The organism is Martelella sp. NC20 (assembly GCF_013459645.1).
In the GTDB taxonomy this organism is placed as follows: Bacteria; Pseudomonadota; Alphaproteobacteria; order Rhizobiales; family Rhizobiaceae; genus Martelella.
The window spans coordinates 476,402-497,150 of the sequence record NZ_CP054861.1 but is presented as its reverse complement, the minus strand read 5'-3'; the positions used below and the strand labels follow the sequence as shown (position 1 = coordinate 497,150).

Genomic DNA, 20,749 nt, shown 5'->3' with positions numbered 1-20,749 from the left:
AGGAAAAATCAGGTCGTGTTGTCCGCCGGCGCAGGTTATGCGCCCGCGGCGCGAGACCGCTTGCGTCCGCGAGCGGGACCGTGGGGCGGCCCGCGTCCTCGGCCTGACCCGGAGGAGAAGAGAGTGATGAAGTCCTATGTTCTGACGATCAGATGCGACAATCGTCCCGGCATCGTCGCCGCCGTCGCCAGCCTGCTTGCCCGCGCCGAAGGCGATATCACGGAAGCCCGGCAATTCGATGATCCCGCAAGCGACACCTTCTTCATGCGGGTCGTCGTGGCATATCCGGGCGACGAGGCCGTGCTGCGGGGCGAGATGGAAAAACTCGCCGGCGTCTATGGCATGACGTGGGAGCTGTGGGACGTCTCGGTGCGGCCGAAGGTCCTGATGATGGTCTCGAGGTTCGATCATTGTCTTGGCGATCTGCTCTATCGCAACCGCATCGGCGAACTGGACATGGATGTCGTCGGCATTGCCTCCAACCATCCCAAAGAAGCGCTGAATCTGACGCTGATGGGCAATATTGCCTATCACCATCTGCCGGTCACCCGGGCTACCAGGCCGCAGCAGGAGGCCCGGATCAAGGCTCTGGTCGATGAAACCGGCGCCGAACTGGTGGTTCTGGCCCGGTACATGCAGATCCTTTCGGACGATCTGTCGGCTTTCCTGTCCGGCCGCTGCATCAATATCCATCATTCCTTCCTGCCGGGTTTCAAGGGCGCGAAACCCTATCACCAGGCCTTCGAGCGGGGCGTGAAGATGATCGGCGCGACGTCGCATTATGTGACGCAGGACCTCGACGAGGGACCGATCATCGCCCAGGACGTCGAGGCGGTTTCGCATGCCGACACGCCGGAGGACCTGGTCCGCAAGGGGCGCGATATCGAACGGCGCGTTCTGGCGAAGGCGGTGACGCTGCATCTCCAGCGCCGGGTGATGCTGAACGGCAGGAAGACCGTTGTGTTCGAGAAATAGAGCGTGTCGCAGCCGGAGGCTGCCGGCGCTGCTGTAACGCGCGGAGGTATCGATGCGCGGATGGATACACAGCGACGGCGCCATCGCCAAGAAACGGCCTGTAAGCTTGCCAGAGGATGGATATATGTATACATTAAGTCGATGCCTGGCTGGAGGAGGTGGCGCGGTATGGTTGGATTTCTGAGGAAGGCGAACAGGAAGACCGCTCCCGAAAATGTCCTCATAGGGCCTTTTTTACAGGGGTTTTCCATTGAGGTCATGCCGCGTACGGCGGCGGGCGTCGACGACTTCAAGACCCTCTTGCCTATCGGCACTCCTGTATACATTGCTCATATCGAAGGCACACCGATTGAGGATATGATCGCGACCGCCCGCCGGCTGGCGCGGGACGGCTTTCCGGTCATGCCGCATTTTCCGGCGCGTCTCATCGCCGACAAGGTCATGCTGGAGGACTGGATTGCGCGTTATCGCGGAGAGGCGGGCGTCGACCGGGCCCTGCTTCTGGCCGGAGGGCGTTCGGCGCCGGCCGGCGCGTTTCAATCATCGATGCAGATGATGGAGACCGGCCTTTTCGATAAATACGGCTTCACGCGACTTCATGTGGCGGGGCATCCGGAGGGCAACAGGGATATCGATCCCGATGGCTCGACCGCAAATGTCGATGCCGCGATCCGCTGGAAGCAGCAGTTTGCGGAGCGTAGCGACGCCGAAATGGCCATCGTCACGCAATTCGCTTTCGAGGCGCGGCCGGTGCTGGACTGGATCGCCGGCCTGCGCGAGGCGGGCGTGCATCTGCCGGTGCATGTCGGGATTGCCGGTCCCGCAAAACTGCAAACGCTGATCCGGTTCGCGATCGCCTGCGGCGTCGGCTCCTCGCTCAAGGTGTTGCAGCGCCGTGCCGTGGATGTCACCAAGCTGATGTTGCCCTATGAGCCGGCGGATGTGCTGTCCGATTTTGCCCGCGCGGCGTCCCGGGATGAAACTCCGGCAATCGCGCAGGTCCATTTCTTTCCGCTCGGCGGGATACGGGCTTGTGCCGAATGGGCTGCCCGGCACGTCGTTTCCGAGCGCGGCCAGATCGCTGCCGGAGGCCGGCCCTCGCCGTCGGCCGCATCCGGCCGGTAGACCCCGGCCGCAAGGCGGCGTCATCGAGGCGCGCCGCCCGGTCATGTTGCCGGTGGCCGATCGGCCCTGGCGAATGCGGGGAAGCGTCGAATGGCGGTTAAATGTATACGTACAATGTTGAGGCGCTTGTTCTAAAATAGCTATAAACTTCAATTTTCCGGCGAAAATGCTCCGAATCTATTTATTTTCTCTGTATTGTAAGGTAAACTATCACAACAATCAGATCCGATATTTGTGACTGCGTATACATTTCTGATGATGCTTTCCGCAATGCCTGTTCGCTCGGAGGTCGGGCAGGCGTTTCGGGCAGAGGCGCGGCCGGATCTTTCCGCCGGCACACAGGGCATGCCCGGTCGGAACGGGCGAGAAGAGCCGCGGCGCCGGTAGGAGCGCAGATTCAATAAGTTGGAGCATCCTTTGTGGGTCCGGGGGGACGCATGGCGCTCTGGCGGGAAGCGGGGACAGAGGAGGTCTTCGTTCCCGTATCACTTGATCCAAGAGGGAGGAGAGCAGATGGAACTGAACGGGATTATCAGGTCCGGCATGGTTGCGGCCTCGGCCGCGGCCTTCGTGCTGGCGGGCGCCTTGCCCGGTCGCGCCGAGACGATCGACCTTGCTGGCCGGACGGTCACGCTGGTGCACAATGTCTCGCCGGGCGGCGCGACGGCCATCAGCGCCCAGGTTCTGGCGGATGCCTGGTCGAAAGCCATCGCTGGACACCCGACGATGGTGGTGCAGTCGGTTTCCGGCGGAGCGCTGACCAAGGGCATCGATTATGTCATGGATGCGCGGCCCGACGGCAGGACGCTGGGTTACCTCGCCTGGCAGGGCACGACCCGGATTCTCGATCCTGAAGCCCTTCAGATTCCGTTTGAGGATTTCGGCGTCATCGGCGGCATTGGCGGGTCCAACTTCCTTGTCCATGTCAGAAGCGATGTCGGCGGCGGGCTCGAAAACCGCGATGACTTTGCCAATCTCGACAATATCACCATCGGCGTCTATTCGCCGCGAATGACGCAGGGCATGCAGACGGCCGCGGCTCTCGATCTTCTCGGCGTCGACTGGCAGTTCGTGTCGGGCATGCTGGGCGACGGGCCGCTCTATGCGGCACTTCAGCGCGGGGAGATCGACGGCTATCCGGCGACCACTACCCAGTACATCGCCGAACTTGCCGACGGTCCGATCGCCGGCGGCGACACCATGGCGATCTGGCAGATGGGGCCGCTCGAGGCTGACGGCTCGATGAAGCGCGACCCGGCGCTCGAAGGCGTGCCGACCGTCAAGGAATACATCGAAAAGGCAACGGGAAAAGCGCCCGATGGGCCTCTGTGGGAACTGATCCAGTATCACGCCCGGTCGTCCGCGTCGGTGAACTGGATCGTCGTGGCCCCGCCGGGAACCCCCGAAGACCATCTTGAGATGCTGCGCGCAAGTTTCGATGAAGCGACCGCCTCGCCGGAATACATGGCCGCGGCGACCAAGGTCTACGGCTCGCCGCCGAACATCGTTCACTGGCAGGAGATGAGCGACATCATCGCCGAGGTTCAGAATACCTCGGAAGACATCAAGACCACCATGCGCGGACTGGTCGACAGGATCGAGCAGTAACGGGGCTGGCGCGGGATGCCCGGGCAGGCGCGCCTGCCCGTTCCTTCGCATCGTATTTGCGTCCTTTCCCGAGAGCCGGGTCGTGTTTTTAGAACCGGAATGCAATTTGGAAGGTGTCCGGCGTCGCAGCCTTTACCTACAGGCGACGCGTTGTTCCGGCCACGCCGATCCGGAGTTGAAATTTCATGTTCGATTCATTCATGACGGGACTGTCGCTGGTTCTGTCCTTTCCGGGGTTTCTGTATCTTCTGGCAGGGATCGCCGTCGGTCTGTGGCTGGGGATCGTGCCGGGGCTCGGCGGCGTCACCGGCATGGTCGTCCTGCTGCCGTTGACCTTCGGCATGGACCCGGCGTCAGGCCTTGCCATGTTGCTGGGCATGTTCGCGGTGGTCTCGACCTCCGATACGATCACATCGGTCATGCTGGGCATTCCCGGCACCATCGCAAGCCAGGCGACCGTGATCGACGGCAATGCCATGGCCAAGCGCGGGCTTGCGCAGACCGCCTTCGGCGCCGCATTCGCCAGTTCGGCATTCGGCGGGGTTCTGGGCGGCTTCGCCATGGCGGCCTCGCTGCCGTTCGCGCTGTGGATCATTCTTGCCTTCGGCTCGCCGGAATTCTTCCTTTTGTCGCTGCTCGGCCTGCTGATGGTGGGCGCCGTCAGCGGTAATGCGATTTCGAAAGGGCTCGGTGCGGCGGTCCTGGGACTGATGCTTTCCCAGATCGGCTATCCGGTCGCAAGCTCGATGCCGCGGTATTTCTTCGGTGAGCGGTCGCTGCTCGACGGTCTGCCGCTGGTTCCCGTCATTCTGGGGCTGTTCGGCCTGCCGGAAATGATGGATCTGGCCGCGCGGCGCAGCGCCATCGCCCATATCAGCGACGAGCGCGCCGATGATGACGGCATTCTCAACGGCGTTCGCGCCGCGATCCGCAACCGTTGGCTGGTAATCCGCTGTTCGCTGCTGGGGGTTTATATCGGCATGCTGCCGGCCATCGGTTCATCGGTGGTCGACTGGCTGGCCTATGGCCACGCCACGCAGAGTTGCAAGACCGATCCGCAGTTCGGCAAGGGCGATGTGCGCGGCGTGATTGCGCCGGAAGCGGCCAATAATGCGGTGCTCGGCGGCTCGCTGATCCCCACGCTCGCCTTCGGCATTCCCGGCAGCGGCGCGATGGCGGTGCTTCTGGGCGCGATGACGATCCACGGCTTCTCGCCCGGCCGCAACATGCTGAGCGACAATCTCGACATCACCTTCTCGATGGTCTGGACGATCATCATCGCCAATATCATCGGCGCCGCCGTGCTGATGATCTGGGGACGCCAGGTTGCGCGCGCGGCCTTTGTCGACGGCAATTTCATCGTCCCCGCCGTGATCATGTTCATCTTCATGGGGTCCTGGGTCTGGGAGCCGGGCATGTTCACCTGGATCACGCTCCTTGGCGTCGGGCTGCTGGGCTATGTCCTGAAGGCGGCCGGCTGGCCGCGTCCGCCCTTCATTCTCGGCTTTGTGCTCGGGCCGGTGCTGGAAGACGCCCTGTCGATCACATGGCAAAGCTACACGCCGATGGAGGTGATTGCGCGCCCGACCGTGATCGGCCTCGTCGCGGTGGTGGCGGTTGTGTTTTTCTTCGCCCTGCGCTCGACCCGCCGCAGCCTGGCGGCCCATTCGATCGAGGATACGACCGAAACCCGCGCAAGCCTGATCCTGTCGAACACGCTGGCCGTCTGCCTGATCGTGGTCTTCGCCGCGGCAATCTGGATGGCGCGGGACTGGAAGCTTCTGGCAAAGATTTCCCCGATCGGCATCGCAATGGCGGGCCTTGTGATCATGGGTTTCGTGCTGCTGCAGGACCGCACCCGGCTTCGACTGATCGCGGCGGCGCGGCGGGCGGGCGACACCGAGGCCGGCGGCACGACGGCGGCATTCGTTGCCGCGCACCGGCGCCAGATCGTCACCTTTCTGGCGGTCGCGCTGATGGCCGGCGTCACGCCCTTCATCGGCACCTATGCCGCAATCCTGGGCTTTGCGGCCGTCTATACGGCGGTCTGGGGCCGGTTCCGGTGGTGGGTCGTGGCGCTTTACACCGCCGGCCTCGGGGCCGTGCTCTATTTCCTCTACGACCGCGTTCTTCATGCCCCGTTTGAAATTCCTTTCTTCATGTGAGCAGCAGCAAAGGAGACCGAAACATGCTGACAGAGCTCGATCCGAAGACAAAGACCAGTCCCGCCTCGGGGATTGGCGCCATCGACTGCGATGTGCATCCGCGCAGTCCCGAACAGGCCGATCTGCTGCCATTCGTCGACAGCTACTGGAAGGACATGATGCCCTACCGCGATATCGGGCACATGGAACTGATGTCCTACCCGTTCTCGACGAAGCCGTTCAGGGCCGAAGGCGCGGATGGCGGCGTCGCAAGTCCCGAGCGGCTGGCCGAGGCCCATCTCGATCCGATGGGGATCTCGGCGGCGATCCTGAACGTGGTCAACGGCGTTCAGGCGCTGTTCGACCCTTATATGCAGACGATGATGTGCCAGGCCACCAATCGCTGGCTGGCGGCCGAATGGCTGTCGCGCGATCCGCGTTTGCGCGCCTCGCTGCTGGTGCCGTTCCGCCATCCCGAGGAGGCGGTGGCGGAGATAAGGCGTTATGCCGACGACCGGCGCTTCGTTCAGGTGCTGGCCATCTGCATGGGGGATGCCACGCTTGGCCAGCGTCAGTTCTGGCCGATCTACAGGGCGGCGTCCGATGCCGGATTTGCGCTTTCGGTGCATCCCGGCAGCAATTATCGCCACGCGCCGACGCAATCCGGTTTCATGTCGTATCTCGTGGAAGAGCAGGTCAACTGGTCGCAGGGTTTCGCCAGCCAGGCCGCAAGCCTCCTGACGGAAGGCGTGCTGAGCGAATTTCCCGACATGAAGGTGGTGATGAGCGAAAGCGGGATTTCCTGGCTGTTCGGCGTGTCCTGGCGGATGGCCAAGGACTGGCGCGGCTGCCGCGTCGAGGTGCCGTGGCTGAAGGAAGGGCCGGACCGGATCATGGAACGCCAGTTTCGCTTCACCCTCCACCCCTTCGATCTGCCGGTTGAACCGGAAGAGGTCGCGGCCGTCATCGAATGTATCGGCGGGCCCGAAATGCTGCTGTTCTCGTCCGATTTCCCGCATGACCACGGCCCGGCCGCCGCTATGTGGCCACCGGGGCTTTCCGCCGATCTCGCCACGGCCATCTGCCGCGAGAACGTCCTTTCCACCTATCCGAGACTGGAGGTTTGACATGACTGTTGCCGAATTGGAAAGGCCCGAAACGGCCAGAACGAAACTCGGTATCGTGGACTGCGATATCCATCCGGCCATGACCGACAGGAGCGAACTTGCGCGTTTTCTGCCGCTGCGCTGGCGCGAGCATGTACGCGACTGGGGCATGCGCTCGGGCGGCCCGTTTATGGGCATGCTGCAATATCCGCGCCTGAACCATGGCGGGATGCGTCAGGACGCCTATCCGCCGGAGGGCGGCCCGCCGGCTTCAAGCCTTCTATTCCTGCAAGAGCAGTTGCTGGACGAACTGAATATCGAGTTCGGCCTGTTGCAGGCGCTGAACCCCGGGCCGTCGCTGCAAAACCTCGAACTGAGCGCCGCCGTCTGTTCTGCCGTGAACGACTGGCAGGTCGACAAGTGGCTGGCGGACGAACCGCGCCTGAAGGGCGGCATATCGATTGCCCAGGAAGATGGCGATGCCGCCATCCGCGAAATCGAGGCGCGCGTCGGCGACAAGCGGTTCGCGCAGTTGCAATTCGTGCCGCGCAGCCTGGAGCCCGCCGGCCGCAAGCGCTACTGGCCGATCTATGAAATCGCCGAGGCCCATGACCTGCCCATCGCCGTCCATCCGGCGGCGACCGGATGGCATGCCAATACCGGCGCGGGCTGGTCATCCTTCTATGTCGAGGAGCATTACGCCTTCTCCCATTCCGTCCAGACCGTCCTGATCTCGATGATCTTCGAGGGCGTATTCGAGCGGTTCCCGAAGCTCAAACTGGTACTGGTGGAGGGCGGCTTTGCCTGGCTTCCCTCGCTGATGTGGCGGATGGATCGTGAGTGGGCGCGGATGCGCGGGGAGGTGCCGCATGTGAAGCTTCGCCCCTCCGACTACATCCGCCGCAATGTCTGGGTCACGACGCAGCCGATCGAGGAACCGCCGAACGTCAGGCATATGAACCACCTGCTCGACTGGATCGGGCCGGACCGGCTGATGTTCTCCACCGACTATCCGCACTGGGATTTCGACCATCCGGACCGGGCGTTCCGCGTCGGGATGAGCGATGAGGCGAAACGCGGCATCCTGCGTGACAACGCTGTTTCCGTTTACAATCTGGGCTGAGGGGGCATGTGATGACCGATCACATCATCTGCAGGGTCGACGAAATCACTGAGGGCAAGGCAAAGCGGGTCGAGATTGCGGGTCGCGTTGTCGCGATCTTCAACCTCGGCGACCGGTTTGCCGCCATTACCAACACGTGCCCGCATGAAGGCGCGGAACTGTGTCACGGCAGGATCGCGGCCCTCGTCAACGCCGACGCGCCCGGCGCATATCGCACGGAGGATGAGCAGATCATGGTTCGCTGCCCCTGGCATGGCTGGGAGTTCGACCTTGCCAGCGGGCGCTCCTACTGCGACCCCAGCCGGATGCGGGTCAAGATTTTCGACGTCAAGGTGACGCCGGGCGAGCGTCTGGCGGAAGGGCCTTACAGCGCGGAAATCTTCGAGGTCCGGACCGAGGACGATTATGTCGTACTCACGATCTGACGGCAAAGCCATGCCGGCGCTGCCGCTCGAAGGCGGCTGCCAGTGCGGGGCGCTTCGCTATCGGGTAAGCGGGATGCCGCTCACCTTCTACCTCTGCCACTGCAGAAACTGCCAGCGCCAGTCCGGCAGCGCGTTTGGCGAGAGCCTGATGCTCAGATGCGAGGACCTGACGATTGACGGCGCTCAGGAGGTGCGGTGGACGGCCGGCGGATCGGGCGTGCCCGTACGGCAGACCTTTTGCGGTCGGTGTGGCGGAAGGCTCTCCCATCAGCGTGAGAAAAGCCCCGTGCTGGTGGTGAAGCCCGGCACGCTCGACGATCCGTCCTGGCTTGTTCCGGTGGCAGAGATATTCACCGCCTCGCGGCAGCCCTGGCTCCCGGCGCTGCCGGGGGCGGCGCAATATCCCGGGGCTCCGGACATGGAGCGCATCAAAGGCAGTTGGGCAGACTGGATCGCCCGGTTCGAGGAGAAGGACCGCTGAGCGGAACCGTGGGCGCCGGTCAGGCGGGGCTGGCGCTGGCGGCGGTCTGAAATCCTGGCGAGAGGAGACATTCGAAATTGGTGAAAATCGTCTATATCGAACATGCCGGCAAGACCCATGAAATCGAGGTTGCCGAAGGACAGAGCGTTATGGAAGGCGCGCGCGACAACGGGGTCGAGGGCATCGTTGCGGAATGCGACGGCTGCTGCTCCTGCTCCACCTGCCATGTCTATGTCGGGCCGGACTGGTGGGACCGGCTGGTCCCGATGGAGCCGGTGGAGGAAGACATGCTGGATTTCGCGCCGGGCATGGAACCGGGCCGTTCGCGGTTGTCCTGCCAGTTGACGGTTACCGAAGATCTCGACGGGCTGACAGTGCAGGTGCCAGCCGAGCAGGCCTGATCGTCAGGAGGGCCGGGCCAGCGATTGCGCGGTTTCGCGCAAGAGCTTCAGGAAAAGCGCCTGTGCGGCGGTCGGCAGAAAACCGGATCTCAGGGTGAGCCCGATCGGGCGCTCGCTGCCCGGAAGGTCGAAGGGGAGGGCGACCATCAGCCCGTGCGCGATTTCCGCCTCGGCCTGGCGTTTCGAGACGCAACCGAGGTGATCGCTCTTTTCCAGCAGTTCGCGCATCAGGATCACGGATCGCGTTTCCACCAGCGCCGGCGGCACGGCGCGTCCGAAAATGCGGTTGAAGTGATGGCGGATCGGCGTGCCCTCCGGCGCGACCACGAACGGATATTGTGCAAGCGCCTCGATCGCGGGCTGCATAAGCGCCCCCCGCCTCGCCGACCGGACAAGCGGATGTTGCGGACCGGCGACCAGAACCACGCTGTCGCAAAACAGCATGTCCTGAACGATATCGCCGATCGGCGCCGGTTCCCGCAGCGCGCCGATCAGAAAATCGGTTTCGCCGCGCCGCAGCCCCGCCAGCAAGTCGTCATAATCGCCTTCCAGCACATCGATCGGGATTGTCCGTCCGGATGCGCGGAAGCGGACGATCGCGTCGGGCAGGACGCAGGCGCGCGACAGCGGCATGGCGCCGATGACGATCCGCCCCGTCTCCCGGCTCATTGTCTCCGCCATGTCGGCGTCGGCCTGGGCGAGTTCGGCGAGGGCAAGCCGGGCGGCCTGCGCCAGCCCAGCCGCCGCGCGCGTGGCGACGATGCCGAAGGCGGTGCGTTCGAACAGCGGCCGTTCCACCTCGCTTTCAAGCTGGCTGACGGCGCGGTGGACAGTCGGCTGCGCAAGGCCGAGCCGCTTGGCCGCCAGTGTGAAATTCTGGGTCTCGCAGACGGCGATCAGGGCCTGCAACTGCGACCGGGTGGCGGTGACCTTCAGGCGCGGAGACAGGGCTGAAAGCGCCGGATCGAGATAGCCGAAACAGCGTCTCACCCGTCCGGTGAGCGTGGTGCCAGCCGCCGTCGCAAACAATCCCTGAGGGGTGCGCGCGAACAGGGGAAGGCCGGCAAGGCGGGCAAGTCGGCCAAGCGCCTGCGTGACGGCCGGCTGCGAGACAAAACAGATTTCGGCGGCGCGGGTGACCGAGTGGGTCTCGACCACGGCCAGAAAAACGCGCAGATGACGAAGATTGTAGGGCAAGAGCGCCTCCGCAACATGTTCGCAGGCGTTATAGCATGTGCATTGCCGGCCGGGGCGCTTCTGTTGTCTGCGACCGGGCGCGCGGGTCCGGTCAGGATCAGTCCGCTCCCCGGTCCTGGTCCGCGGCCTCGAGGATCTGCGCCACGCGCCCGGCGAACCCGTCTTCGACCGTCCTGATGGCGAGGTTGCCGATTGCCGCCTGCCACTCCGCGGCTGCGGCGCTCATTCTCGGCGCAAGGCCGAGATCATCGAGCGTGGCGGCAACTTCACGCATCTCGGCGGCACGCCTGTTGCCGTGGACCATCATTCGTTCAAGGCAATAGCCGGCCTTCGCGGGCCAGTCGATCGCGGGGTCGGAGGCGGCGAGCGAGGCCAGAACCTGTGCGCTGACGCCCGCTTTCTCCGCTGCAAGAAAACACTCCGCCATCAGCGCTTCGGTTCCCTTGATCATGACCGAACGGATCATCTTGATCGAGGACGCATCGCCGATTTCCGGCCCAACGACAGTGACGTTCATGCCGAGGTCGGCCATGGCTTCGGCCGCTTCTGCGCCATCGGGGCCGGAAACCAGGCAAGGCGTTTTGTGCCGCTTCGGAAAGATCGGGCTCATGATCGCGACATCGACATACCGTCCGCCCGTATCGCCGATGAGCCCGGCCGCGCGGCGCTTGGTCCCGGGAGAGCAGGAATTGCCGTCGAGATAGAGCGTGCCGGGTTTCAGCGACGGGGCCGCCGCTTCCGCCGCCGCCAGGGCATTGTCGGCGGTGACCAGGCTGAAGATGACATCGCTTCTCTCGCTAATCTCGGCGCAGGAGGATGTGCAAAGGACGTTTCGCGCAGTGCATGCCCGGGCAACAGCGTCCGCCTCGTTGCCGTTCAGCGTCTTGATGTCGAATGCCGCGCGGACGCCTGCGAGGCCTGCCTCGGCCCAGCCATCCGTGATCGCGCGCGCGGCCTCGCCGAATCCGATGAACCCGACCGTTTTCATGGCGCTTCCTCCAGACATTTGTCCCGTCCCAACGGTTCGGCACGGGGGCGAGCCGAACGAGCCCGCAATTCGGGCCACGGCCCAGCTTAAGCCAGAACCCGGAGCGCAAGACCATTCGGAAGGGCGGCGACCCTATAAGAAATAGCTATAGCTTGTTGGAGAAATCAGTCGAGACGCTGGTGTGTTTATAGTCACTATAGCTATTTCTTATGCCGGGAACACCAATCCGAATTGTCATTGTAGATCCGTCGGCGCGAGACTGAGACAACGAGGAAAGGGAGGGAGCCATGCCGGACAACAAGACCGCGCTGGTCATCAGCGCGCATGCCGCCGATTTCGTCTGGCGCTGCGGCGGCGCGATCGCGCTTCATGCGGCGAAGGGTTATGACGTCACGGTGCTTTGCCTTTCGTTCGGCGAGCGCGGCGAAAGCGCGAAGCTCTGGAAGCAGGAGGGCATGACGCTCGACAGGGTCAAGGCCGCGCGCCGCGACGAGGCTGAAAAGGCCGCCCGGGCGCTCGGCGTTCACGACCTCGTCTGCCTCGATCTCGGCGATTATCCGCTGGAACTCGGCCGCGACGACAAGAACAAGGTGGTTGAGGTCATCCGCAAGGTGCAGCCTGCCTTCATGCTGTCGCACTCGCAATACGACCCCTACAACACCGATCATATGTACGCCACGCAGGTGGCGCTCGAATGCCGGATGATTGCCCAGGCCTTTGGGCATAATCCGGGCGAAAAGGTTCTGGGCGCGCCGCAGCTCTATCTGTTCGAGCCGCACCAGACCGAGCAGATGGGCTGGAAACCGGACACTTTCCTCGACATCACGCCTGTGTGGGAAAAGAAGCGCGCGGCGATCGAGTGCATGGACGGTCAGGAGCATCTCTGGGAATATTACACCCGCGTCGCCATCAACCGCGCCAATCACTTCAAACGCAATTCCGGCGGTCAGGCGTCGGGGCGCGACTGCAAATATGCGGAAGGGTTTCAGTCGATTTTTCCGCGCACGGTCGATGAACTCTGACGCTGCGCGGCTTTGAAAAAGACCGCCGGCGCACAATCAGGAGGAGGAGCATTCGTGACGCAGGAACCGACCAATCCAGGCTTCGATATCGCCCATCTCGGGCATGTGGAAGTGTTGACCAACAGGTTCGAGGAAAGCCTGGACTTCTTTACCCGGGTCTATGGGCTGAAACTGTCCGGCCAGGATGAGAGCTCGGCCTATCTCAGGGCCTGGGACGATTACGAATATGCGACGCTGAAGCTGACGAAATCCGATACCACCGGCGTTGCCCATATCGGATACCGTGCCGCGTCCCCGGACGCGCTGCTGCGCCGGGTCGCGGCCATCGAGGCCTCGGATTTCAAGGTGATCGGCTGGAACGACGGCGATATGAGCCACGGCCGGGCCTTCCGCTTTGCGGACCCCTTCGGCCATGTGTTCGAAATCTACTACGACACCAACTGGTATGCCCCGCAGGAGGAGGCAGAGCGGGCGGCGCTGAAGAACACGGCCTCGGCCTTTACCGGCGCGCCGCCGCGCCGCCTCGACCATATCAACCTGCTTTCGGAAGACGTCAGAGAATTCCGCCGCTTCATGATCACCTGCCTCGGCGCGCGGGTGACGGAATATATCCAGCTCGACAATGGCCGCATCGGCGGCTGCTGGTTCACGATCAACAACAAGAGCTACGACCTTGCCTGCACCGAGGAACATGGCGGCGGCAAGGGCCGGCTGCATCATGTGACCTACGCGACCGACCAGCGCGAGGACATTCTGCGCGCCGCCGACATTTTTCTGCAGAATGGCGTTCACATCGAGACCGGGCCGCACAAGCACGCCATCCAGGGAACATTTTTCCTCTATGTCTGGGAACCGGCGGGAAACCGCGTCGAACTTGCCAATGCCGGCGCCCGCCTCGTTCTGGCGCCCGACTGGCAGCCGGTCTGCTGGACCGAGGCCGACCGCAAGAAGGGCCAGGCCTGGGGACTGAAAACCATTGAAAGTTTCCACACCCACGGCACGCCGCCGGCCGAAGGCGGGGACTGATCGATGAGCACGGACAATCTCAGACTGGCGCCGGGAACACCCGGTTATGTCATCCAGAACGTGCAGCGTGCATCCCCTGCCGTCGTCGATGCGCTTGGCAGGGCCGGCGTGGCGACGGTGCACGAGGCGCAGGGCCGCACCGGTTGCCTTTCCGCCGCTCTCCGGCCGATCTACCGGGGCGCGCAGATCGCCGGTTCCGCGGTCACCATTTCCGCGCCGCCCGGCGACAACTGGATGATCCATGTGGCGATCGAGCAGTTGCAGGATGGCGATATTCTGGTGCTGGCCCCGACCAGCCCCTGCGATAACGGTTATTTCGGCGATCTGCTCGCCACCTCCGCCAAGGTGCGCGGCTGTCGCGGGCTGATCATAGACGCGGGCGTGCGCGATACCAAAGACCTCGCGGCGATGGGTTTTCCCGTGTGGTCGAAGGCGGTCAGCGTTCAGGGTACCGTCAAGGAGACGCTTGGCTCGGTCAATGTGCCGGTAATCTGCGGCGGGCAGCTGATCGATGCGGGCGATATCGTCGTTGCCGATGACGACGGTGTCTGCGTCGTCAAACGGGCGGACGCCGAAAGGGTGCTGACGGCTGCAAAAAGGCGCCTCGCCAACGAGGAGGCGAAACGCAAGCGGCTTTTGGCGGGCGAGCTCGGCCTCGATATTTACGACATGCGGCCGCGCCTTGCGGAAAAGGGCCTGAAATATGTCTGAGGACGGTATTGCCTGTCTCTGGATGCGGGGAGGGTCGTCCAAGGGGGCCTATTTCCTGGCGTCCGACCTGCCCGGCGATCCGGCGGCGCGCGATGACCTCCTGCTCAGGATCATGGGCTCGCCGGATGCACGACAGATCGACGGGATCGGCGGCGGCGATCCGCTGACGTCCAAGGTGGCGGTGCTGTCGCCGCCTTCGCGCGACGATGCCGATGTCGATTATCTGTTCCTGCAGGTCTTTGTCGACCAGCCGCTGGTCAGCGACAGGCAGGGTTGCGGCAATATTCTGGCGGGCGTCGGTCCGGCGGCGATCGAGCGCGGCCTTGTGCCCGTCACTGGCGACCGCACCAACGTCAGGATACACATGGTCAACAGCGGCGAGGTCGCGGTTGCCCGCGTCGAGACGCCCGGCGGCAGGGTCTGTTATGCGGGCGATGCCGCAATTGCCGGGGTGCCGGGCCATCATGCCGCCATTCCGCTTCTGTTCACGAACATCGCCGGGTCCATGTGCGGCGCGCTTCTGCCCACCGGTCATGCCGCGGACGAGATCGATGGCGTTCAGGCAACGCTGATCGACAACGGCATGCCCTGCGTCATCATCCGGGCGGAAGACTTCGGCCTGACCGGCAGGGAGCGCCCCGAAACGCTGGAGAAGGACGCGGCGCTCAAGGCGAGGCTCGAGGCCATCCGGCTCCAGGCCGGGCCAATGATGGCGCTCGGCGATGTCAAGGATGTATCCGTGCCGAAGATGACCCTCGTGTCCGCGCCGGACAGCGGCGGATCGATTGCCACCCGCTCCTTCATTCCCCATCGCGTCCATGCCGCCATCGGCGTCTTCGCCGCCATATCGGTGGCGACGTCCACCCGTATCGAAGGCTCGGTGGCGCAAGCGCTGGCCGTGCAGCCGGCGGACGGCAATTATGTGATCGAACACCCGGGCGGAACGCTGGATGTGTTCCTGGATATCGGCCCCGGTGGCGAAATCCGGGGCGCAGGCAACCGCCGCACCGCCCGCAAGCTTTTCGATGGCCGGGTCTTTCCACGATCCGGCTAGGTAGGCATGTCGATCTCCACTTCCGGCTTGCCGCTGAACTTCATCCTGCCGCGGTTGGCGACCCGGCGTTTTTTATACGCTGAGCGGCCCGCGGCAGGAGCCGTCGGTGGAAACACGGCGCTTCCTTTCGGCCTTACTGGCGATCGGGGCGGGGGCAGCCTATAAGGACAGACCACGCGGCAGCGTGATCCGGAAGAAGTCTCGGGCGACGGGGGATATGGAAAGAACATCGCTATACCAAAACGGGAGTGTCGCGGAGGTGCGGGCGCTTCTGAGCAGAGGCAGTCCGCGCGCGAGCGGCTTCATCGTAACGCTGTATGGTGATGTCGCCGCCCCGCGCGGCGGCACCCTGTCGATGACGACGCTGATCGAAAGCTGCGCGGTGCATGGCCTTTCCGAGAGCCTGGTGCGCACGGCGGTTTCGCGGCTCGTTGAAAATGGCCGGCTTGTTGGCGAACGTCTCGGGCGCAAGAGCTACTACCGGCTGACGAAAGCCGCCGAGACAGAGTTTTCCGGCGCGGCCGAAATCCTCTATTCGCCGCCGCCGCGGCCCAGGCGCTTCCTGCTGTCGCTCGGCGCGCGCGCGCTGTCCGAGGGCTGGGTCAGGATCGGTGCGGAGGCCGCCCTTGCCCCGGAAGGGGCAACGCGACCGGACTGCGCGATCCTTGCGACCGAAGCACTCGCCGGCGTCGACAATCTTGCGGAATTCGCCGGCCGTTACTGGCCGCTTGACGCGGTCGCTGCCGCCTATCGGGATTTCATCGAGACGTTTTCAACGGTCGAGGCCGCTCTTGCCGGCGGTTCGCCGCCCGATGGCGCCACATCGCTGGCGCTGAGACTGAGGCTTGTTCATCTGTTCCGCGCCGCCGCCCTTGCCGATCCGCGCCTGCCGGCCGATGCATTGCCCGAAGACTGGCCGGGAGATGCGGCGCGCAGGCTTTTCGTCATGCTCTATCTTCGGGTGGCGGCCGCCGCCGACCGCCATATCGGGCTGACCTTCCGGAACAGCGACGGTTTCCTGCCCGAGTCGACCACAATGACGGCCTTCCGCTGCGATGCCATGCGGCGCGAGATTGCCGAACAGGAAAAGGCGGCGGGCCGATGAGAGGTCTGCTGCCGGTCGTTGTCCGACGCTTCTTGCCGGGGCGTCGCCCCTGGGCCTGACCCGGGGAAGGCATCGCGCTTGTCCACCGGTCGCAGTCGATCGGACCTGAAACGTTCAGTTTGAATTTAAAATAAACAAAATCAATGGATTGATAGATTTCGACCTAAGATATCACACTAAATGCGAAGAAATTACTTTTTGTGTGATGTTTTATGCGCTATATAAGTGACCGATCGGTCGACGAATTGAGGAGTCCCGGTCGAATGTCCGGCGGAGCGAGATAAGAGACCGTTCGCCCGGACAAGGGAGTTTTGCCGCGGCAGTTGGGAATTGCCGCCGAAGGAGGAGCATTCATGGCGCAAGCCTTTATCTGCGATGCAATTCGTACGCCTGTCGGTCGCTATGGCGGAGTGCTCTCGGCCGTGCGCGCCGATGATCTTGCCGCCGTGCCGCTTGCCGCGTTGAAGGCCAGAAACGGCAAGGTCGATTGGGAAAGCGTGGATGACGTCATCCTCGGCTGCGCCAATCAGGCGGGCGAGGACAATCGCAATGTGGCGCGTATGGCGGTGCTCCTGTCAGGCCTGCCGGTCGGCGTTCCGGGCACCACGGTCAACCGGCTCTGCGGTTCCGGCATGGATGCGATCGGCCTTGCCGCGCGCACGATACGCGCTGGCGACGGCAGCCTCATGATTGCCGGCGGCGTGGAAAGCATGAGCCGTGCGCCTTTCGTCATGGGCAAGGCGGAAACGGCCTTCTCCCGCAAGGCGGAAATCTACGACACCACCATCGGCTGGCGCTTCACGAACAAGAAGCTCCGCAGTGAATTCGGCACCCATTCGATGCCGGAGACAGCCGATAACGTGGCTGCTGATTACAATATCTCGCGCGAGGACCAGGACCGGTTCGCGGCCATGAGCCAGGCGCGCTGGAAGGCCGCGCAGGATGCAGGTGTGTTCGGCGAGGAAATCGTGCCGGTCACCATTCCCCAGAGAAAGGGCGAGCCGGTGGTCGTCGACACGGACGAACATCCGCGTCCGGGCACCACGGCCGAGGCTCTGGCAAAGCTGAAAGGCGTCAACGCGCCGGAGCTTTCCGTTACCGCCGGCAATGCCTCGGGCGTCAATGACGGCGCGGCCGGGCTGCTGATCGCTTCGGGAGAGGCGGCGAATGCCAACGGGCTGACCCCGAAGGCGCGGATCGTTGCCATGGCTTCTGCCGGCGTTCCGCCGCGCGTCATGGGCATCGGTCCGGTTCCCGCCACCCGCAAAGTGCTGAAACTTGCCGGGCTTTCGCTTGCCGACATGGACGTCATCGAACTCAACGAAGCCTTTGCCGCGCAGAGCCTCGCCGTGCTGCGCGAACTCGGCCTGCCGGATGACGCAGCCCATGTGAACGCCAATGGTGGGGCAATCGCCATCGGCCACCCGCTCGGCATGTCCGGCGCCCGGCTGGTGCTGACGGCCGCAAACCAGCTTCACCGCACCGGCGGGCGCTACGGCCTTTGCACCATGTGCATCGGCGTCGGCCAGGGCATCGCCATGATTATCGAACGGATCTGACCAAGGAGGCCTCAAGACCATGTATGCACAAATGGTGAAATCGGAAGGCATGAAATCCCGCGAAGATATGTCGCCGGAGGAACAGGCCTTCCAGGAACGCATCGACCGCGGCGAGAAGATCGAGCCGAAGGACTGGATGCCGGAAGGCTACCGCAAGACGCTGGTGCGCCAGATCGGTCAGCATGCCCATTCGGAAATCGTCGGCCAGCTTCCGGAAGGCAACTGGATCACCCGCGCGCCCTCGCTGGAGCGCAAGGCGATCCTGCTTGCAAAGGTGCAGGACGAGGCCGGCCACGGGCTCTACCTCTATTCCGCCGCCGAAACGCTTGGCGTGTCGCGCGATGACCTCATGGAAAAGCTCCATGACGGGCGGATGAAATATTCCTCGATCTTCAACTACCCGACGCTGAACTGGGCCGATATGGGCGCGGTCGGCTGGCTGGTTGATGGCGCCGCGATCATGAACCAGGTGCCGTTGCAGCGCACCTCCTTCGGGCCCTATTCGCGGGCGATGATCCGCATCTGCAAGGAAGAGAGCTTCCACCAGCGCCAGGGCTATTCGATCATGATGAAGATGGCCTTCGGCACGCCGGAGCAGAAGGAGATGGCGCAGGATGCGCTGAACCGATTCTGGTATCCCTCGCTGATGATGTTCGGACCATCCGACAAGGACAGTGTTCATTCGACCCAGTCGATGGCGTGGAAGATCAAGATCAACACCAATGACGAACTGCGCCAGAAATTCGTCGACCAGACGGTCCCGCAGGCGAAATATCTCGGCCTGTCGATCCCGGACGACAACCTTGCCTGGAACGAGGAAAAGGGCGGCTACGACTTCTCCGAGCCGGACTGGTCGGAATTCTTCGAGGTGATCAAGGGCAATGGCCCCTGCAACCGCGAACGCATCGCCGCCCGCCGCAAGGCCTGGGACGACGGCGCCTGGTTCCGTGACGGGCTCCAGGCCCATGCCGAAAAGGAAGCGCGGCGCGCGAAAGCGCCGGTCGCAGCCGCAGAATAAGCGAGAAAGCGTTTCTCAAGGGAGGAAAACATGTCCAAGGAATGGCCGCTCTATGAAGTCTTCATCCGGGGGCAGCACGGGCTGAACCACCGCCATGTCGGCAGCCTGCACGCGCCTGACGCCGAAATGGCGATCCGCCACGCCCGCGATGTCTATACCCGTCGCAAGGAAGGCGTGTCGATCTGGGTGGTGAAGTCGAATGATATCACCGCATCCTCGCCGTCGGAAAAGGGCCCGCTCTTCGATCCGGCCGAAAGCAAGGCCTATCGTCACCCGACCTTCTTCGATATCCCGGAAGAAGTGGGGCACATGTAATGACCGCGACCGTCGAACATACGGGCAATGTCACGCCGATACCGGTGTCGGCAACGCCTGACCCCTTTATCGGCGATGAGACCCTGCGTCCGGCCTTTTTCGAATGGCTCTGTCGCCTCGGCGATTCCACGCTGGTGCTCGGTCACCGGGTTTCCGAATGGTGCGGTCACGCGCCGGTTCTGGAAGAGGATATCGCCTTCGCCAATACCGCGCTTGATCTCATCGGCCACACCCAGATGTGGCTCGGGCTTGCCGGCGAGGTGGAAGGCGAGGGCCGCAGCGCGGACAATCTCGCCTATCTGCGCGACGCCGCCAGGTTCCGCAATCTGCTGATCACCGAACTGCCGAAGGGCGACATGGGCGTGACCGTGATGCGCCAGTTCCTGTTCGATACATGGCATTTCGCGCTGCTGAAACAACTGACGGAATCCAAAAGCCCGCGCGTTGCCGAAATCGCGGCGAAGGCGGTCAAGGAGGCGGCCTATCACTTCGAGCGTTCCGCCGATCTGGTGATCCGTCTCGGCGACGGAACCGAGGAAAGTCACCGTCGCATGCAGGAGGCTCTCGACTATCTCTGGCCTTATACCGGCGAGATGTTCATCACCGATGATGTCGACCGCAAGGTGTCTGATGCCGGCATCGCGCCTGCGCCCGACACGCTGAAGGCCGGATGGGAGCGGACGCTCGCCTCGGTGTTTTCCGAAGCGACGCTGAAAGCGCCGGAAGACGACTATGCCCATACCGGCGGCAAGACCGGCCGGCATACGGAACATCTGGGCTTCATCCTTGCCGAGTTGCAGTTCCTGCAGCGGGCCTATCCGGGAGCGGAATGGTGAGCGCGAGAGCCGCCGTTCTGGCCTCGCCGGAAGAGGTGATGGGCTGGCTTTCCGAAGTGCCCGATCCCGAAATCCCGGTGATCTCGATCACCGAGCTCGGCATCGTGCGCAAGGTCGGCCATGACGGCGAGACGCTGGTCGTCACCGTGACGCCTACCTATTCCGGCTGCCCGGCCGTCTCGCTGATCAATCTGGAAATCGAGGCCAAGCTTTTAGAAAAGGGCATCGTGAAATTCCGGATCGAGCAGCAGCTCTCCCCGCCCTGGACCACGGACTTTTTGTCTGGGGAAGCGCGGGAGAAGCTTCGGGAATACGGCATCGCCCCGCCGATCGATGGTACCGCCGCCGATGGACGGCTTGTCGCCCGCGCGGGCCGTCTTTCCGGCCGCTCAAATCTTGTCATTGCCTGTCCGCGCTGCGGTTCGGGCAATACGGAACGGGTTTCCCAGTTCGGCTCGACCCCCTGCAAGGCGTCCTGGCGCTGCAAGGATTGTCTGGAGCCGTTCGACTATTTCAAGTGTATCTGAGGA

21 protein-coding genes are annotated in these 20,749 nt (G+C 63.5%); 19 read left to right on the top strand and 2 right to left on the bottom strand.

Annotated features, from left to right (window positions below):
* Positions 1–126 precede the first annotated feature (126 nt).
* The 9 genes from purU to HQ843_RS02360 all read left to right on the top strand — a co-directional run bounded on the left by purU (position 127) and on the right by HQ843_RS02360 (position 9,388).
* Positions 127–975, top strand: coding sequence for a formyltetrahydrofolate deformylase (purU, locus tag HQ843_RS02400; RefSeq protein ID WP_180899990.1), 849 nt, complete (start codon positions 127–129; stop codon positions 973–975).
* Between the two features lie 258 nt (positions 976–1,233).
* Positions 1,234–2,100 (top strand): methylenetetrahydrofolate reductase, encoded by an 867-nt coding sequence (locus HQ843_RS02395; RefSeq protein ID WP_210280281.1) that lies wholly within the window; start codon positions 1,234–1,236, stop codon positions 2,098–2,100.
* 513 nt (positions 2,101–2,613) lie between these two features.
* On the top strand, positions 2,614–3,708 hold the full coding sequence (locus HQ843_RS02390; RefSeq protein WP_180899991.1) for a type 2 periplasmic-binding domain-containing protein: 1,095 nt from the start codon (positions 2,614–2,616) through the stop codon (positions 3,706–3,708).
* 185 nt (positions 3,709–3,893) lie between these two features.
* Entirely contained in the window at positions 3,894–5,873 is a 1,980-nt protein-coding gene (locus HQ843_RS02385; protein WP_180899992.1) for a tripartite tricarboxylate transporter permease, read from the top strand.
* 23 nt (positions 5,874–5,896) lie between these two features.
* Positions 5,897–6,979, top strand: coding sequence for an amidohydrolase family protein (locus HQ843_RS02380; RefSeq protein WP_180899993.1), 1,083 nt, complete (start codon positions 5,897–5,899; stop codon positions 6,977–6,979).
* Between the two features lies 1 nt (position 6,980).
* Positions 6,981–8,081: an amidohydrolase family protein gene (locus HQ843_RS02375; protein ID WP_180899994.1), complete on the top strand. Its 1,101-nt coding sequence runs from the start codon at positions 6,981–6,983 to the stop codon at positions 8,079–8,081.
* Between the two features lie 11 nt (positions 8,082–8,092).
* Entirely contained in the window at positions 8,093–8,506 is a 414-nt protein-coding gene (locus HQ843_RS02370) for a Rieske (2Fe-2S) protein (protein WP_180899995.1), read from the top strand.
* Positions 8,487–8,987 (top strand): GFA family protein, encoded by a 501-nt coding sequence (locus HQ843_RS02365; RefSeq protein WP_180899996.1) that lies wholly within the window; start codon positions 8,487–8,489, stop codon positions 8,985–8,987. Before HQ843_RS02370 ends, HQ843_RS02365 begins: the two co-directional genes overlap by 20 nt.
* Before the next feature lie 80 nt (positions 8,988–9,067).
* Positions 9,068–9,388, top strand: a complete 321-nt coding sequence (locus HQ843_RS02360; RefSeq protein WP_371822087.1) for a 2Fe-2S iron-sulfur cluster-binding protein — start codon at positions 9,068–9,070, stop codon at positions 9,386–9,388.
* Positions 9,389–9,391: 3 nt separating this feature from the next.
* Here the strand turns inward: HQ843_RS02360 and HQ843_RS02355 are convergent, their stop codons facing one another.
* Positions 9,392–10,585: a LysR family transcriptional regulator gene (locus HQ843_RS02355; protein ID WP_180899998.1), complete on the bottom strand. Its 1,194-nt coding sequence runs from the start codon at positions 10,583–10,585 to the stop codon at positions 9,392–9,394.
* 97 nt (positions 10,586–10,682) lie between these two features.
* Positions 10,683–11,573: an NAD(P)-dependent oxidoreductase gene (locus HQ843_RS02350; RefSeq protein WP_210275265.1), complete on the bottom strand. Its 891-nt coding sequence runs from the start codon at positions 11,571–11,573 to the stop codon at positions 10,683–10,685.
* 287 nt (positions 11,574–11,860) lie between these two features.
* On the opposite strand from HQ843_RS02350, the gene HQ843_RS02345 reads away from it, so the two are divergent.
* The 10 genes from HQ843_RS02345 to paaD all read left to right on the top strand — a co-directional run bounded on the left by HQ843_RS02345 (position 11,861) and on the right by paaD (position 20,746).
* Positions 11,861–12,595 (top strand): PIG-L deacetylase family protein, encoded by a 735-nt coding sequence (locus HQ843_RS02345; protein WP_180900000.1) that lies wholly within the window; start codon positions 11,861–11,863, stop codon positions 12,593–12,595.
* Positions 12,596–12,649: 54 nt separating this feature from the next.
* Positions 12,650–13,621: a VOC family protein gene (locus HQ843_RS02340; protein WP_180900001.1), complete on the top strand. Its 972-nt coding sequence runs from the start codon at positions 12,650–12,652 to the stop codon at positions 13,619–13,621.
* A 3-nt stretch (positions 13,622–13,624) separates the two neighbouring features.
* Entirely contained in the window at positions 13,625–14,332 is a 708-nt protein-coding gene (locus tag HQ843_RS02335; RefSeq protein ID WP_180900002.1) for a 4-carboxy-4-hydroxy-2-oxoadipate aldolase/oxaloacetate decarboxylase, read from the top strand.
* A complete protein-coding gene (locus HQ843_RS02330) occupies positions 14,325–15,386 on the top strand; it encodes a 4-oxalomesaconate tautomerase (RefSeq protein WP_180900003.1) in 1,062 nt (353 codons plus the stop codon). Before HQ843_RS02335 ends, HQ843_RS02330 begins: the two co-directional genes overlap by 8 nt.
* A gap of 259 nt (positions 15,387–15,645) precedes the next feature.
* Positions 15,646–16,491: a PaaX family transcriptional regulator C-terminal domain-containing protein gene (locus HQ843_RS02325; protein ID WP_180900004.1), complete on the top strand. Its 846-nt coding sequence runs from the start codon at positions 15,646–15,648 to the stop codon at positions 16,489–16,491.
* 353 nt (positions 16,492–16,844) lie between these two features.
* Positions 16,845–18,050 carry a 3-oxoadipyl-CoA thiolase gene (gene pcaF / locus HQ843_RS02320; protein WP_180900005.1) on the top strand — a complete coding sequence of 402 codons (1,206 nt, stop codon included), beginning with the start codon at positions 16,845–16,847 and terminating at the stop codon, positions 18,048–18,050.
* Positions 18,051–18,069: 19 nt separating this feature from the next.
* Complete coding sequence (gene paaA, locus HQ843_RS02315; RefSeq protein ID WP_180900006.1) at positions 18,070–19,068, top strand: 1,2-phenylacetyl-CoA epoxidase subunit PaaA; 999 nt, start codon at positions 18,070–18,072, stop codon at positions 19,066–19,068.
* Positions 19,069–19,098: 30 nt separating this feature from the next.
* Positions 19,099–19,383, top strand: coding sequence for a 1,2-phenylacetyl-CoA epoxidase subunit PaaB (gene paaB / locus HQ843_RS02310; RefSeq protein WP_024708712.1), 285 nt, complete (start codon positions 19,099–19,101; stop codon positions 19,381–19,383).
* The gene (gene paaC / locus HQ843_RS02305; protein WP_180900007.1) at positions 19,383–20,219 is read left to right on the top strand and encodes a 1,2-phenylacetyl-CoA epoxidase subunit PaaC; all 837 of its coding nucleotides are present in this window, start codon (positions 19,383–19,385) and stop codon (positions 20,217–20,219) included. Before paaB ends, paaC begins: the two co-directional genes overlap by 1 nt.
* A gap of 38 nt (positions 20,220–20,257) precedes the next feature.
* Complete coding sequence (gene paaD / locus HQ843_RS02300) at positions 20,258–20,746, top strand: 1,2-phenylacetyl-CoA epoxidase subunit PaaD (RefSeq protein WP_371822143.1); 489 nt, start codon at positions 20,258–20,260, stop codon at positions 20,744–20,746.
* Positions 20,747–20,749 lie beyond the last annotated feature (3 nt).

Bases quoted from the DNA above. Each gene is read 5' to 3' on its own strand.
- HQ843_RS02380 (WP_180899993.1), top strand. From the start codon at position 5,897: ATGCTGACAGAGCTCGATCCGAAGACAAAGACCAGTCCCGCCTCGGGG.
- HQ843_RS02335 (WP_180900002.1), top strand. From the start codon at position 13,625: ATGAGCACGGACAATCTCAGACTGGCGCCGGGAACACCCGGTTATGTC.
- HQ843_RS02390 (WP_180899991.1), top strand. From the start codon at position 2,614: ATGGAACTGAACGGGATTATCAGGTCCGGCATGGTTGCGGCCTCGGCC.
- paaC (WP_180900007.1), top strand. From the start codon at position 19,383: ATGACCGCGACCGTCGAACATACGGGCAATGTCACGCCGATACCGGTG.
- HQ843_RS02385 (WP_180899992.1), top strand. From the start codon at position 3,894: ATGTTCGATTCATTCATGACGGGACTGTCGCTGGTTCTGTCCTTTCCG.
- HQ843_RS02350 (WP_210275265.1), bottom strand. From the start codon at position 11,573: ATGAAAACGGTCGGGTTCATCGGATTCGGCGAGGCCGCGCGCGCGATC.
- HQ843_RS02365 (WP_180899996.1), top strand. From the start codon at position 8,487: ATGTCGTACTCACGATCTGACGGCAAAGCCATGCCGGCGCTGCCGCTC.
- HQ843_RS02330 (WP_180900003.1), top strand. From the start codon at position 14,325: ATGTCTGAGGACGGTATTGCCTGTCTCTGGATGCGGGGAGGGTCGTCC.
- HQ843_RS02345 (WP_180900000.1), top strand. From the start codon at position 11,861: ATGCCGGACAACAAGACCGCGCTGGTCATCAGCGCGCATGCCGCCGAT.
- purU (WP_180899990.1), top strand. From the start codon at position 127: ATGAAGTCCTATGTTCTGACGATCAGATGCGACAATCGTCCCGGCATC.
- paaD (WP_371822143.1), top strand. From the start codon at position 20,258: ATGGGCTGGCTTTCCGAAGTGCCCGATCCCGAAATCCCGGTGATCTCG.
- paaB (WP_024708712.1), top strand. From the start codon at position 19,099: ATGTCCAAGGAATGGCCGCTCTATGAAGTCTTCATCCGGGGGCAGCAC.
- HQ843_RS02395 (WP_210280281.1), top strand. From the start codon at position 1,234: ATGCCGCGTACGGCGGCGGGCGTCGACGACTTCAAGACCCTCTTGCCT.
- pcaF (WP_180900005.1), top strand. From the start codon at position 16,845: ATGGCGCAAGCCTTTATCTGCGATGCAATTCGTACGCCTGTCGGTCGC.
- paaA (WP_180900006.1), top strand. From the start codon at position 18,070: ATGTATGCACAAATGGTGAAATCGGAAGGCATGAAATCCCGCGAAGAT.
- HQ843_RS02370 (WP_180899995.1), top strand. From the start codon at position 8,093: ATGACCGATCACATCATCTGCAGGGTCGACGAAATCACTGAGGGCAAG.
- HQ843_RS02375 (WP_180899994.1), top strand. From the start codon at position 6,981: ATGACTGTTGCCGAATTGGAAAGGCCCGAAACGGCCAGAACGAAACTC.